This is a genomic window from Vibrio pelagius, assembly GCF_024347575.1.
In the GTDB taxonomy this organism is placed as follows: Bacteria; Pseudomonadota; Gammaproteobacteria; order Enterobacterales; family Vibrionaceae; genus Vibrio; species Vibrio pelagius.
This window is the reverse complement of sequence record NZ_AP025503.1, coordinates 1,095,180-1,110,035: the sequence shown is the minus strand read 5'-3', so window position 1 is coordinate 1,110,035 and position 14,856 is coordinate 1,095,180. Positions and strand designations below refer to the sequence as shown.

At 45.3% G+C, this 14,856-nt stretch carries 13 protein-coding genes; 4 read left to right on the top strand and 9 right to left on the bottom strand.

Annotated features, from left to right (window positions below; translation table 11 throughout):
• Positions 1 to 9 precede the first annotated feature (9 nt).
• Positions 10 to 1,572: a SpoVR family protein gene (locus vsple_RS05040; protein WP_261882848.1), complete on the top strand. Its 1,563-nt coding sequence runs from the start codon at positions 10 to 12 to the stop codon at positions 1,570 to 1,572.
• 101 nt (positions 1,573 to 1,673) lie between these two features.
• Here vsple_RS05040 and sohB read toward each other — a convergent pair whose 3' ends face one another.
• Positions 1,674 to 2,741 carry a protease SohB gene (gene sohB, locus vsple_RS05035; protein WP_261882847.1) on the bottom strand — a complete coding sequence of 356 codons (1,068 nt, stop codon included), beginning with the start codon at positions 2,739 to 2,741 and terminating at the stop codon, positions 1,674 to 1,676.
• A gap of 133 nt (positions 2,742 to 2,874) precedes the next feature.
• On the opposite strand from sohB, the gene vsple_RS05030 reads away from it, so the two are divergent.
• Entirely contained in the window at positions 2,875 to 3,618 is a 744-nt protein-coding gene (locus tag vsple_RS05030; RefSeq protein WP_261882846.1) for a YciK family oxidoreductase, read from the top strand.
• A 78-nt stretch (positions 3,619 to 3,696) separates the two neighbouring features.
• Here the strand turns inward: vsple_RS05030 and vsple_RS05025 are convergent, their stop codons facing one another.
• The 7 genes from vsple_RS05025 to hinT form a co-directional block, all read right to left on the bottom strand.
• On the bottom strand, positions 3,697 to 4,986 hold the full coding sequence (locus tag vsple_RS05025; protein WP_261882845.1) for an NAD(P)/FAD-dependent oxidoreductase: 1,290 nt from the start codon (positions 4,984 to 4,986) through the stop codon (positions 3,697 to 3,699).
• 596 nt (positions 4,987 to 5,582) lie between these two features.
• Positions 5,583 to 6,122, bottom strand: coding sequence for an alpha/beta hydrolase YcfP (ycfP, locus tag vsple_RS05020; protein ID WP_261882844.1), 540 nt, complete (start codon positions 6,120 to 6,122; stop codon positions 5,583 to 5,585).
• A gap of 108 nt (positions 6,123 to 6,230) precedes the next feature.
• Positions 6,231 to 7,085 carry a phosphotransferase gene (locus vsple_RS05015; protein ID WP_261882843.1) on the bottom strand — a complete coding sequence of 285 codons (855 nt, stop codon included), beginning with the start codon at positions 7,083 to 7,085 and terminating at the stop codon, positions 6,231 to 6,233.
• A gap of 127 nt (positions 7,086 to 7,212) precedes the next feature.
• The gene (gene lpoB / locus vsple_RS05010) at positions 7,213 to 7,803 is read right to left on the bottom strand and encodes a penicillin-binding protein activator LpoB (protein WP_255231045.1); all 591 of its coding nucleotides are present in this window, start codon (positions 7,801 to 7,803) and stop codon (positions 7,213 to 7,215) included.
• Positions 7,804 to 7,903: 100 nt separating this feature from the next.
• Positions 7,904 to 8,287: a YcfL family putative periplasmic lipoprotein gene (locus tag vsple_RS05005; RefSeq protein ID WP_255231046.1), complete on the bottom strand. Its 384-nt coding sequence runs from the start codon at positions 8,285 to 8,287 to the stop codon at positions 7,904 to 7,906.
• Positions 8,287 to 9,612, bottom strand: a complete 1,326-nt coding sequence (locus vsple_RS05000; RefSeq protein ID WP_420833796.1) for a COG3014 family protein — start codon at positions 9,610 to 9,612, stop codon at positions 8,287 to 8,289. Before vsple_RS05000 ends, vsple_RS05005 begins: the two co-directional genes overlap by 1 nt.
• Positions 9,613 to 9,758: 146 nt before the next feature.
• Complete coding sequence (gene hinT, locus vsple_RS04995; RefSeq protein ID WP_150871736.1) at positions 9,759 to 10,109, bottom strand: purine nucleoside phosphoramidase; 351 nt, start codon at positions 10,107 to 10,109, stop codon at positions 9,759 to 9,761.
• 278 nt (positions 10,110 to 10,387) lie between these two features.
• On the opposite strand from hinT, the gene vsple_RS04990 reads away from it, so the two are divergent.
• Both vsple_RS04990 and vsple_RS04985 read left to right on the top strand, forming a co-directional pair.
• Positions 10,388 to 12,379 (top strand): methyl-accepting chemotaxis protein, encoded by a 1,992-nt coding sequence (locus tag vsple_RS04990; RefSeq protein WP_261882841.1) that lies wholly within the window; start codon positions 10,388 to 10,390, stop codon positions 12,377 to 12,379.
• Positions 12,380 to 12,561: 182 nt separating this feature from the next.
• Positions 12,562 to 13,728, top strand: coding sequence for a DUF1887 family protein (locus tag vsple_RS04985; RefSeq protein ID WP_261882840.1), 1,167 nt, complete (start codon positions 12,562 to 12,564; stop codon positions 13,726 to 13,728).
• 199 nt (positions 13,729 to 13,927) lie between these two features.
• Here the strand turns inward: vsple_RS04985 and udp are convergent, their stop codons facing one another.
• Positions 13,928 to 14,686 (bottom strand): uridine phosphorylase, encoded by a 759-nt coding sequence (gene udp / locus vsple_RS04980; RefSeq protein WP_261882839.1) that lies wholly within the window; start codon positions 14,684 to 14,686, stop codon positions 13,928 to 13,930.
• Between the last annotated feature and the right edge of the window lie 170 nt (positions 14,687 to 14,856).

Sequence of the window (14,856 nt, the reverse complement as noted above, 5' to 3'; positions counted from 1 at the left end):
AGGCTTTTCATGACAGCAAAATCAAGCGTTGCAGAGAAAGATAGCCCTGTGGGAAAAAACAGAGGCAAGATGCTGCCAGACGGCCCTGATTGGACGTTTAACCTCTTAGAACAATACCATGTCGAGATCAAACGTGTGGCTGAGCACTACCGACTTGACACTTACCCCAATCAGATCGAGGTGATTACTTCTGAGCAGATGATGGATGCCTACTCCAGCATAGGTATGCCGATTAATTATAACCACTGGTCGTTCGGTAAGAAATTCATTCAAACCGAGCAAAACTATAAGCATGGTCAGATGGGACTTGCTTATGAGATCGTGATTAACTCTGACCCATGTATCGCTTATCTTATGGAAGAGAACACAGTGACTATGCAAGCGCTGGTGATGGCGCACGCTTGTTACGGCCATAACTCTTTCTTTAAAGGTAACTACCTGTTCCAAACATGGACCGATGCAAGCTCCATCATTGATTATCTGCTGTTCGCGAAGAAGTACATCGCAGACTGTGAAGAAAAATATGGCGTATCTGAGGTCGAACAGTTACTCGACTCGTGCCACGCGTTGATGAACTATGGTGTAGACCGCTATAAACGACCAGAAAAGATCTCCATCGCTGAAGAGACAGCACGTCAACAAGAACGAGAGGCGTATCTACAATCTCAAGTAAATGAACTATGGCGCACTGTACCGAAGAACCGCGATAAAGAGGAAGAGCAGCAGGTACGTTTCCCTAGTGAACCGCAAGAGAACATTCTCTACTTCATTGAGAAAAATGCCCCGCTTCTAGAGCCTTGGCAACGTGAGTGTGTTCGTATCGTTCGCAAAATCAGTCAATATTTCTATCCACAAAAACAGACTCAAGTGATGAACGAAGGTTGGGCGACTTTCTGGCACTATACAATTCTGAACCACCTTTACGACGAAGGTTTGGTCAGTGATAAGTTCATTCTGGAGTTCCTGCATAGCCACACCAGTGTGGTCGCGCAACCTGCCTACAACAGCCCTTACTTCAGTGGGATTAACCCTTACGCACTTGGCTTTGCAATGTTCCAAGATATCCGCCGCATCTGTGAAAACCCGACGGATGAAGACAGGGAGTGGTTCCCTGAGCTCGCGGGAAGCGATTGGCTTGAAGCGGTTCACTTTGCCATGCATAACTTCAAAGATGAGAGCTTTATCAGCCAGTATTTATCTCCGAAAATTATCCGAGACTTTAAGTTGTTTTCAATTCTCGATGATGATCGTAAGAGCGTGATTGAGGTGAGTGCGATTCATGACGAAATGGGCTACCGCATGATTCGTGAAAAGCTCGCTGCGCAATACAACCTAAGTAACCTAGAACCGAACATTCAAGTATTTAATGTAGATGTACGCGGTGACCGCTCGATGACCCTGCAATACGTGCCTCACGACCGTATACCGCTTGATAAAGGCTACGATGAAGTAATGAAACACCTCTACCGATTATGGGGCTTTGACGTGGTCTTGGAAGAGCTCAAAGACACAGGACATAGAGAAATCCTTGCGACGTGTCCAAAGCGCAATGATTATGGCTCGAAGATCTAACTTGATTCCAAAGTACATCATGTAGAAAACAACTAACCTAAACAAAAAAGCGCACTGGCCGAAACCAATGCGCTTTTGCTTTTCTTCGCAGCAACAGAGCGTTATACGATCGGCTTTTGGCCACGCTCAATCAGCTTAAGTAAAATGTTATCTGCCGATTGACCCGCTACACCAGCAAGCTTGTCTGATAACTTCTTCTTCTGAACATAGTGGATCGCAAGTACCGTTTTCTCTTTGCATGCATCTACAACGATGTCATCAGAAGTACGAATCTCATCCACAAGACCTAAAGCGTGAGCTTGAGTACCAAACCAGTGCTCACCAGTGGCTACTTTCTCTAAATCTAACTCTGGACGATGATCGCGAATAAAATCTTTAAACAAGCCGTGAGTCTCTTCAAGCTCTTGCTTGAACTTCTCGCGCGCTTTATCGTTATTCTCACCAAACATAGTCAAGGTGCGTTTGTACTCTCCGGCCGTCAGCTGTTCAAACTCAATGTCGTACTTTTTCAGTAACTTATTGAAGTTAGGCAGCTGAGCGATGACACCGATAGAGCCAACAATAGCGAAAGGCGCTGACACAATCTTATCGGCAATACACGCCATCATGTAACCGCCACTTGCCGCGACTTTGTCGACAGAGATAGTCAAAGGAAGACCCGCTGCTTTAATGCGGTCAAGCTGAGAAGACGCTAAACCATAGCCATGTACCATGCCGCCGCCAGACTCAAGCTTAAGCAACACTTCATCGCCCTCACGAGCGACCGCTAATACCGCGGTTACCTCTTCGCGAAGAGAAGCCACCTCTTTTGCATCAATACTGCCATTGAATTCCAAAACAAACAGGTGCGGTTCGCGCTTGCTGTCCAACTCGCCCTCTTTCGCTGCTTTCTTCACTTCTTTGCCGCGTGACTTGGTTTTCTCTTTTTCCGCTTTCTTTTCAGCCTTATCACGAGCCTTGATGAACGCATCATCATGTAAGTGGTGCTCTAGCTGCTCAATCGTCTGTTTATGGTGATCAGATAGGTTAGTGATTTCCAGCTCACCTTTTATCGCGCTCGATTTGCCGCCCACCGATTTAGCAATCACTAAAATAGCAATAATGGCGATCACAACAGTCGCAATTTTGGCTAAAAACAAGCCGTAGTCCAACAAAAATTCCAATGTCATATCCCCTAATGTACGAATTAGTGTATTGTAACCATCTTGTCACGATTACCAAGAATTTCTAATCATTCCTGCGGTTATCTGTGTGATTAAACATCAATGGAATGACGAACATAAAAATAGAAGGATAAGCACAGTGGATTACCCAATCTCTACAGATGCCCTCAAAGATAAAGTAATTTTGGTTACAGGCGCTGGAGCCGGTATTGGCCGCCAAGCTGCATTAAGTTTCGCTCAACACGGTGCGACCGTAATTCTACTCGGCCGTAACGTAAAAAACCTTGAGTTTATTTACGATGAAATCGAGAAAGCGGGCTACCCACAACCTGCGATCATCCCGCTAGATCTTAAGGGTGCAACCAAGCAGAACTACATCGACATGGCTGAAACCATCGAATCTCAATTCGGTCGCTTAGACGGTCTACTGCATAACGCGGGTGTGCTTGGTACTCTGAGCCCATTCGATCAAATCGAAGAAGAGACGTTTGATGATGTTATGCAGATCAACGTAAAAGCCGAGTTCCTAATGACTCAAGCTCTTCTACCGGTACTGAAGAAAGCGGAAGCGGGTAGAATCGTATTCACCTCTTCAACAGTCGGCCACTCTGGTCGCGCGTTCTGGGGCTCTTACGCTATCTCTAAATTTGCGACTGAAGGCATGATGCAGATCTTAGCCGATGAAGTAGAAGGCACAGCATTACGTGTCAATGCGATTAACCCAGGTGCGACTCAAACGCGCATGCGTGCAAAAGCTTATCCAGGTGAAGATGCAAACCAGCTGAAGACACCACTCGACATAATGCCACTTTACCTACACTTGATGAATCCAAGTGTGACTGATGTTCACGGCCAATGCATCGATGCGCAACCTAAGCGATAACCGCGCAATAATGTAAACGAAACATAAAAAAAGAGCTCCTCGGAGCTCTTTTTTAGTCAATAACCGTTTTTAAGTAGATTAATGAAGCTTCAGGTTTGGACGCAGTACGCGGTTAATACGGCCTACCAACATCATCAGTGACGTCTTGATAATGCCATGCAGCGCCATTTGGTGCATACGATATAGCGAGATGTAAACCACGCGAGCAATGCGACCTTCAACCATCATTGAGCCTTTAGTTAAGTTACCCATCAAGCTACCAACGGTTGAGAAACGGCTAAGAGAAACCAAAGAGCCTTTATCTTTGTAAATGTAAGCTTTCTGCTCACGACCATTTAACTTGGCAATGATGTTGTTGAAAGCGCAGCTTGCCATTTGGTGTGCAGCTTGAGCACGTGGTGGTACAAAAGAGCCGTCCGCTTGCGTGCATTGTGCTAGGTCACCAATGACGTAAATATCGTCATCACGTGTCGTTTGCAGAGTATCTTTCACGACCAACTGGTTGATACGGTTTGTCTCTAGACCGCCGATATCTTTAATGAAATCTGGCGCTTTGATACCTGCAGCCCAAACCATGATCTGAGCAGGGATCTTCTCACCATCTTTGGTTGTTAAGCCATCCGCGTCAGCTTGCGTTACCATAGTCATAGTACGAACATTCACACCAAGCTTAGTTAGCTCTGAGTGCGCAGCACTTGAAATGCGAGGTGGAAGTGCAGGAAGAATACGCTCGCCCGCTTCGATTAGGTTTACGTTCAGCTTGCTTGAATCTAGGTCGCCAAAGCCGTAAGTACGCAGCTCTTTTACGGCATTGTGCAGCTCAGCAGATAGCTCAACACCGGTAGCACCTGCGCCAACAATAGCGATATCTACTGTACCTTGACCGTTCTTAGCATGTAGCTTAAGAAACTCATTGTTCATTTCGGTACGGAAACGGTGTGCTTGCTCAGGGCTGTCTAAGAAAATACAGTTATCACGAACACCAGGCGTGTTGAAATCATTCGACGTTGAGCCAATCGCCATAACTAGAATGTCATATTCCAGCTCACGGCTTGGCATTAACAATTCGCCATGTTCATCACGAAGTTCGCTTAGGGCGATAACCTTACGCTCACGATCGATGTCGTTTAGGCTACCCATCTGAAAATCAAAGTAGTGATTCTTTGCATGTGCACGGTAGCTCAATGCGTCGACACCTTCATCCAAAGAGCCGGTTGCTACTTCATGCAGTAACGGTTTCCATAGGTGGCTCGCTTTGCGGTCAACCAGTGTAATCGTCGCACGTTTTTTGCGTCCTAGGGTGCGCCCTAGCTTGGTTGCTAGTTCTAAACCACCAGCACCACCGCCTACTACGATAATTTTTGTCACGATGACAATCCTCTACAAAATAAATAAATGGGGCTCGGCTCGATTACTCCAACCGATAAATTCTGTTTTCTACTCAGCAACCTGCGTTATCGCAGTGTGGAATTTGATTCACTTCCGATCACCGAGTGTTTAGAGGGGCGAAGACTAAAGTCATCTGCTTTAGTAAGTTCACGCGGAAAAAATGGCTCACCTGAGAGGTAAAGCGCAAATAATGGGCAAGTTTATGACTCGCTCTCAATTTTTTTTGATATTTATCAAAATATTTTATTACCGAACATTATATATAGCAAAAACGTGACCGCAACTAAAATCCTTACCTTGAATGAGGTTTCGAAGAAAAATCGCTAACCTTCATACCATTTATACCAATCACAGTAAGTAAGTGTTCAAAAATAGCGCAGGAAAAAGGCTTGAGAACAAGGCAGAACTTTTCGATAAGTAGTTATTCTACAATCAAAAACTCTAACGCAGTTATCGAGCATTTTAACAAGCTAGGGTGAGCAATTATTTACTACGATTGGTATTAGTATGGTGCTGAATATAAAAAAGCAGCACTAGAAAAGTACTGCTTCTTGCCGATAAGATTTTACAAAAAGTTAAGCGTTCTTGAAGGCTTTCATCGCTTGTAAATGTTGAGAGATCTTCTTGAACTTGTGACTCTCTTTTTCATCCCAGATGATCTGATAGTAGTCTTCGAGTTCAGCTGCGGTTTTGTTGTTGTCGTGAATTTCGTCTTCTCGAGACAGAATAACTAAACAGCGATCTTTGTTCTTCACGCGATACTGACTGACACACTTTGTTGCAATGTCCTCGTACTCTTCTGGACGATCAATTCTGCCAACCATGTTCTTTTCAGGTCTCAAGTTCGGATTGAAGATCACCTGTTTGATACCACACAAGAAGCCAATGCGCTCAGACCAATATCCACCTAATCCGACACCACAAATTAGTGGGTGTGGGTCATCTGACTGTTCAATCACTTTATGGACTTCTTTAAGTAGGTGTTGCATGTCGTGTTTTGGATGGAGTGTACTGTAGTTAATGAAACGAACGTCATCATCAATGAATTGCAACTGCAGTATTTTTTCGTGGTTGCCCGGGCTTGTAGAATCAAAGCCGTGTAGGTAAATAATCATTGTACCTCCCTGGTAAAATGCTGGTACGTTTTGATAAATCTAACACGAAAAATAAGGTTTTAAAGTACAGATAACTGAATTTGCATTTTTCCCGTCCTAAACGTGATCCTAACTACAGAAAGTGCGACTGAATGCTTGCGCTTCATCCATATATTGCTCATCTCCCCACAATTGATGAGCCAGCAAATACCAAAGCATCGCCATCATTTTGCTGCGGGGTTGCCAAGCTTCGACGCCAGCTATCCATGCTTGAGTATCATGGATACCTCGAAACTGGCAGTATTGTTGAACGGCCTCTTCGACCGATACATTAGCCACCGAAATCGTCAATGTTAAATCGAGTCTAGGGTCCGCTAACACAGCATACTCCCAGTCAATTATCTTAATCGCATCGTGCTGGCGCACAAGGTTGTAACCACCAAGATCAAAATGACAGAGCCTGTTTTCGATTGGAGGTAGATTGGGTGCTGAACGCCATTGTCGGTAAATCGCTTCAAACTCTTCACCTCTATGCTCTTTATCAAGTCGTAACCAATAGTGATCCACTCGAGCGGTAAAACAGAAAGGGTGCAGAGGGAGTCGCGATGTGTTAACTAAATGCACAGACACCAGAGTTCGCATTAACTGCTGCAGTGAAAGGTCATCATGAATAGTATCTCCTTCAAGCCACTCGACTAACAAACCTTGCTTATTGATGGTCATCGCTTGAGGCGCAATGTGGAGCTGGCCTATCGCTGAGAGTATTTGATACTCTTCGTGGCGCGAAATTCCGAAGGCTTCAGTAATTGAGGTGGCTGGTCGCCACACAAAAGCTTGCCCATCAGCGGTTTCAATCTTCCAGCAACGGTTGGTAAGACCACCAGTTAATGTCTGTGCTTTAACAGGAGGGAGATCGAAATAGTCATCAAGTGAGCCTAAACTCGCATCCAGTTTTTTAGCCTCACTCCAGCAAAAAATCGCCATACTCTCTATTCTCCCCATAAAAAAGACACCAACGTCACCGCAGGTGTCTTTTATTCTCACTCAGTCTTACTATAGCGTAAAGAGCAACACATCACGCTTGTCACTCTATATCGCGCCTTAGGCTCAATTATAGCCCCAGTAAGCTCTTAGATTTTTGCTTGCGGATTTCTGTCTCGTCCGCCCATTCGATAAGACCAGACTCAAGATCCATTAAACGCATGGTCATCTTGTAGTATACGTCTTGATCACTGCCGTCTTTCTTCACGATGCTTGATAGGTTGCCGTAAAGCATGTATTGAGCGCCAACCATCTTACCGAATTGAATCGCTGAGCTTTGGTTTACAAGCTCATCGTTGTTTTGGAAGTTTAGCTGCTCACGAACTGACTCAACGCGGTCCATGTCCACGAAACGGAACTTACCTGAGTTCAACATCTTAGTGCTGATCGTATCTGTGATGGATTCCGTATCGATGTGCTCGCTGGTTTTATTCTTAATACGCTCTACAAACACGATCGGACGCTGATCGCGGGTGATGTAAGAAACCGAACCAGAAGCCATCATGCTATCAACCATTTCGCCAGCAATCGTTTGAAGGTCCGTTGAACCGAAATCGATGGTTGTGGTCTCTACAGCTTGCGCATCACCATAACTTACTTTGTTTGAACAACCGCCTAGAATTACAGCCAATCCTAATAGCGCAATGACACTCTTTTTCATTTTATTTCCTCACATATCCGAGCAGAACCACGCCCTACTCATAAATTTGGTTGGCTTAGCTTGCCGATAAATAGTCACGCTCAGCTTAAACCGTTAAATATTACTGTTCCCGAAACTGCACGCGAAACTGCGTTGCCTGCGGGTTCACAGAAATCTCTGACAAGGTGATGGTCTCATAGCCACGAACGATGGCCTGTTTCCAAGGTCCTTGCTTCAAGTTCACCTCAAGACCTGCATCGTCATACCAATAGAATCGATATAGGATATTCTGATCGCCCTTGTAATCACTCGTGAGACGTACAAGCCCACGGGTATGACCATCAACTTGATCAGTTCTGACATCATCAACTAACAGCCGACTACCTAGAACCTTGTCACCAAAAAATACGTTTTGCGTTAGGCCATCAACACGTACACCTGCTGTGTTCTCAGCACACCCGGCTAAGGCTGCAACAGCCGCTAAGCTCACTAACCACTTTTTCATTACAGCCTCCCTAGCTGCTTATGCCACATGGTGGCGTTGTTCCCTTGGCGAGAAACCCAAACTAATGTGGTTTGCCCATCTCGCACATCAAACTGATATGACTTACCGCCGGCTTCTAGCGTGTAGTTACCAGAAGTCGCCACATAGGTGCTGCTCTTCACTTGAGCAGGCAGCGACTGCCAACTGCGGGTATCTGGTTGTTCAGTTAGCGTGTTCCAGACGTTGAACAGCAAGTTACCCACATCATCACCTTTGGTCGCTTCTTTACGAATCCGGTCTTTCGCGACCACTCGCAGGGCTTGGCGAATCACAATACCCGGCAGGCGTTCAGATAAATCGTTTTGTGCCATTGCGTCTACATCGGTCAACAAACTGCCATTGAGCGAAGTACCATTGATACGAATTGACGCAAATCTTTCGTTTGGCTGCTTTGAATAGTATGGCAGAGCTAGAGAATATATGGCGCCTTGATCACGACTGTCATAAACTGGTAAATCTAAACGCCAACTGTCCATTGCTTGTACAACGCTCTGCTCATCTAAGACTATCACTCGCCCTTCACCAGATTTAAGAGGCGCAGGCATTGAGTAGCGTTTCTTCAACTTTGCCAGATCTTCACGCATACCCAGACGCTGAGCCACCAGCATGGTGCGTTCAACAACTTGCTGGTTGTCAGGCATCACCGCCAAGGCACGTCGATAATCAACATACGCATTGTTAAGGTCATTGGACGCTTCATAAAGAAGACCAGATAAAAACATTAGGTACGCATTTTGTACCGATTGCAGCTTTTTGCCCGCATCTGGGTAGTTCGAGAGAATACTGCCAACGTTCGCCGAAAGACCTTGTGACCGAGCATCGTTTGCTGCTTGCTGCAATTCGGCTTCACGCTGTTTCTTCGCTTGCTCTTGAACTTGGTTAGCACGACGCATCTCAACCAATGCGCCCTCTAAATCATTCTGTTTGAGATAGTTCAGCCCAAGATAAAGATGCAGAAAGCCTAATTCATAATCGGCTGGAGTATATTCGGTAATGTTGTCATTAACCGCTAACGCGCCTACGCTCGCTGCGCTGTCTGTCACCGAGACTACGGCTTTATCTTGCTGAACTCTCACTGCTTGGTCTGCTTGTTCAAACCAAGACTTACTCTCTGCGTACTGTTGGTCTAGTAAATATACGCGGCCTTTTTCAAGGTTATCCAAAATATCGCCTGCGGCATAATCAGGTAGCTCTTGCTGCGCTTCTGAGTAATCACCCGCTCTCAAGGCTTGATACACACTCTGATTTTGAGCGCTGTAGTGACTAAATAAATTCCCCGCAGACATGCTTGCACACCCAACGGTTAATGCCGATATCATCGCGACTGAAACGAACTTGACGTACTGTTTCAAAGATTAACTCCTGCCCATCTATACCAACCATTGCTTTGGACTACAGTTCACGCAAAAAGTTGGTATAGAAGTCATTTTTATTAGCTCATTAATAGTGGACCTAGAGGGCGACCGCCTACAAGGTGCATATGGATATGATAGACCTCTTGGCCACCATGAGAGTTACAATTAACAATCAGTCGGTAACCATCTTCTGCAATACCCTCTTCTTTCGCCAGTTTGCGAGCAACGGTAAACAGACGCCCCATCATCGCTTCATCTTCTGCTTCAACGTCATTCGCTGTTGGGATCAGCTTATTTGGGATAATCAGGATATGACTTGGCGCACGCGGATTAATGTCACGAAACGCAGTAACGAGATCGTCTTGATAAAGAAGGTCTGCTGGAATCTCTTTATTGATTATTTTGCTAAAAATGGTTTCTTCAGCCATGTTTTTCTCCAATAAAACATTTACTTCTAAGAGCTTTGAGTATGCGTCAAGCCACTAGAAACCTCAATCAACCTAAGCTAAAGCATAATAAAAAACAGTGTTCAAATCAAAGAAAACCCAACCGAGTGCAAAAGAATGCCAAGTCGCCTATTGCTGACAGTTATTTTTGACGGGTGCGTCATAAAATGTGTTACTGGAACTCAATAGAATGCTGACACTTTTGTTACTTTGTTTTGGACCGGATTTTCGGTCTGTATTTATTTTTAGGGAGAACGGCCATGAAAGGCTCAGTGATAAAACGCATGTATGCGGGCTTCGCACTGATCATCATCATGTTTGCAATTACGATTACAATCATGATGAGCAGCATGAATCAGATACACAGTAACTTCGAAAGCGTGTCAAAATCTTCGCTGCCCCTTGTTACTCTCTCTAATCAAACCAGTGTGCAGCTACTCTCTGCAGACAAATCCTTCAAAGATTATCTCACTACACAGAATCAAGAGCGCATGACGGCAATGCGCAGTGAATTTACCCAATCACAACAAGCATTCTCTTCTGTACTTAAAGAGCTTGAAATCGCTAGCGCGACAAATCCTGTACTTGTAGAGCGTGTTGAGCAACTAAAACAACTCGAAGAGCGCTACTTCTCTGAAGCAGAAGAAGCGATGAACAACTACGTCGCGATGTTTGAAGCTCAAGAGCAAGTACAAAAAGCATCGCGCGAATTCCAACGTCTGCATTCGGAATTGACGGTTGGAATGAAAGAGTATGTTGCCGATCAGAAAAGCATCTCTGTGAAGGTCATGGCAAAAAGCTACTTTATTAAGTTGAAAGACGCAGAGGTGATCACCTCTGATGCTCTAGCAAGTTCCGATGTTGAGTTAGTGCAAAGTGCAGTAAACAAAAACAAAAAAGCGGTAACACACCTTAACTACGCATACCGAGGTTTAACCACTCAACTGCCTGAGCTAAAAGGCGCGTTCGATGAGTCGGTACAAAAGTTCACGAAAGACGTTGGTCAAAAAGGCGGTGTACTTGATAAACACAATAACTACCTACAAGCGAAGAAGGCACTCTACATCAACATCGCTAACCTAGCGGTAGACGTTGACCAAGCAATGGCAGTTCTTGACTCATTCAACGTCACGGCGGGTGAACAGCTTAATAGCTCACTGGCAGATGCAGGTGAAGTCTACGATCAAGGCCTAATGAAAGCTATCGCGATTGGTGTTGTAGTGACGGTATTCGCAGCAGCGATTGGCTATCACATTGCCCACAGTGTGCGCGAACCTTTGACTCGCATTTTGCATGCACTTGAAGGGCTCACACAGGGGGATATGACTAAACGTATCGACATTCGTTACGACAACGAATTTAGCCGCGTGAGTCGCCACATCAACACGCTTGCCGATAACCTGCATAACATTCTAGTTAAGCTTAATGAAGCATCTGATGAGCTAACTGAAACAGCCAGCATTAACCAGAAGACCTCTTCAACAACGCAAGGACAACTGAGCAATCAGCGCGAACAAACGGCAAATGTAGCAACCGCCATGACAGAGATGTCGCATTCGGTACAAGAAGTGGCGAACAGTGCGCAGAGCTCATTAACTATGGTTCAGCAAGTCGAGTCAGCATCGGAATCTGGCCGTCAAATCATGAACACCAATATCAGCACCATCAATCAACTGGAGACTCGCCTCAATGAGTCAGTTGTCGCTGTGGGTGAACTGCAGCAGATGAGCAGTCAGATTGGCTCAATCCTAGATGTCATTCGTGGGATCGCAGAACAAACCAACCTACTTGCACTCAATGCTGCTATCGAGGCAGCACGTGCGGGTGAACAAGGCCGCGGCTTCGCTGTGGTGGCAGATGAGGTGCGTGTTCTCGCTCAGAAAACCACGCAATCTACGTCTGAGATTGAAACTATGATCAGCAATCTACAATCGAGCTCTAAGACAGCAGGTAACGTGATTGAGAGCTGTATGAATGATATGGAGATGTCCGTTGAGCAGGCTTCCAATGCCAATAGTGCGATGGAAGAGATTCAAGCACTTATCCTAGAGATCAGCCACATGAGTACACATATTTCTGAGGCTGCGGCAGAACAAAGCGAAACATCAAGCGACATTGCGCGTAACATTGAAGACATCAACCACATTGCGGACGCAAGTTATCAAGCGATGTCGTCCATTGCTAAAGCAAGTGAGAACCTGACCATTCTTGCTAATCAGCAAGGTGATTTGGTGCATCAGTTCAAGCTTTAAACCTTTACTAAAGCGACTAAAGGTATGACTTTACTCGCATCAATTTGTTAACCACCTGAACCAGGGTAACTTTTGTCAAAGGTTACCCTTGTTTTTTTAAGCCATTGTCATCATATGAGTATTATGGCTTGCTGCTTTCCGTTACGTTCCCATTTTGAGCGAGCCAATATTAAGGAATTTATATGGCTGTTCACGTTGGCATTATTGATCAAGACCCCATTAGGCTGATTACCCCATTATTGGATAATCGAACCACCAGCTCACACATCGTTTTTATCGGTGACAAGACTCAAGAAGGCATGTATCTGCGCCTTCACTCCGTACTCCAAAAGCGCGATATCACCAGTGAGTTTTTTGAAATTCCTACCATCGTTAATACTTCTGTTATCAAAGAATCTATTCAAGTCTTGGCTGAAGACCTCAAGGCACGCGGACAAGAAGTAAAACTTAACGCAAGCTGCGGTTTAAGACATCGCCTGCTTTCAGTTTACGAAGTATTTCGCACTTATCACTGGCCGATTTTCGTGGTTGAACCAAACAGTGACAAACTGTGTTGGTTATACCCAAATGGCAAAGAAGACACACAAGTACAAGATCGTATTACTATCGATGATTACCTGACCGTATTTGGTGCTCGCGGTGAATTTAATGACTTCGAACTGCCGCCGCAGCTGGATCAAAAACTCTACGAACTGGGTGAACGCTGGGCGAGCAATGCCCTCGAACTGGGGCCAGGTCTAGCAACGCTAAACTACCTAGCAACAACCTGCCGCAAAGAGCAGAAACTGGACGTTGAGCTTTCAGAGAAGCAACAAGGCTATCGTGAGCTGAACATGCTGCTTACCGATCTCGTCGAAGCAAAGATTGCGACCTACCAAGACGGTATTTTGACCTTTGCTAACGAAGATGCGCGTCGTTTCTCGAACGGTGAGTGGCTAGAAACACTGGTGCACAGCACGGTGAAACAGATTCAAGATGACATGCCAACCATTCAAGACCGTTCGTTGAACGTTCAGGTATATCGCCAGCTTGGTGAGCGCGAAGTACGTAATGAGCTGGATGTTGCTTCAGTCGTCAATAATAAACTGCACATCATAGAGTGTAAGACCAAGGGTATGCGTGACGATGGTGATGACACTTTGTATAAGCTGGAATCGCTGCGCGACCTATTAGGCGGCCTTCAGGCTCGTGCTATGCTGGTCAGCTTCCGCCCACTGCGCCATAACGACATCACTCGTGCAGAGGATTTAGGACTTGCTTTGATTGGTCCTGATGAGTTGAAAGATCTTAAAACGCATCTAACATCTTGGTTTGCTGCTGCAGGCGGTCACGAAGACCTAGAGTACTAAGAAAATAAGCAAATAAGCAAATAAGCTGTCAAAGGCTCACGACTCACACACTAAAGGCGCATCATGCGCCTTTTTATTTGTCTTTATTTTCCCCAAACCTAATCGACAAATACAAAAAAGCTGCACCATTAAGTGCAGCTTTTGAGGTTTTAAATCAGGCTATCTAGGATGATAACTGAATTAAGCAGTATCGACGCGATTAAAGCATCTTACGCGCAGCTTCTACAACCACTTTGATTGAGCGAGCTTCTGTCTCTTTTAGCGTATCGTGATCTGGGATCTCTTTCTGTGTACGGTTGATAATAACGCCCGCTACACAACCTGCTTTCAGACCAGAACTTGCACACATAGTTAGCAGTGTTGCAGATTCCATTTCGAAGTTAAGAACGCCCATGTCTTGCCACTCTTGCATAGAACCTTGGAAACGCTTAACAACGCGACCAGAGAAAGTGTCGTAACGCTCTTGACCTGGGTAGAACGTGTCGCTTGATGCTGTAACACCAGTGTGAACCGTTGCGCCAGACTCTTCTACTGCCGCTTTCATCGCTGTTGCAATTTCGAAGTCAGCTACTGCTGGGAACTCCATTGGAGCGAAGTGTAGGCTTGCACCGTCCAGACGAACAGAACCCGTTGTTACAATCATGTCACCCACTTTGACGTGAGGTTGGATTGCACCAGTTGTACCAACACGTAGGAAAGTACGTACACCTAGTTGCGCTAGCTCTTCTACAGCGATAGATGTAGATGGACCACCAATACCAGTAGAACAAACAACCACAGGCTTTCCATCTAGCTCAGTGCGGTACAGCGTGTACTCACGGTGGCTTGCTAGAAATACTGGGTTTTCCATTTCGTCAGCAATTTTTTGTACACGTGCTGGATCACCTGGGATGATCGCGAGTGTCGCACCTTGAAGATCAGCTTCAGTAATACCTAAGTGGAAAACAGCTTGAGACATAGTTTGCTCCTTGTGGCTTATTGAGTGTTCATCACCCTTATCTAAGCGCATTATAAGTTTGTGGGGTACGTGTTTACTCTAACCAAGCTATTCACAAAATGAAGTGACAGACATCACACCTCTCCACGCAACATACAATCAATTTTCACAAAAAACAGATCTCAATCACA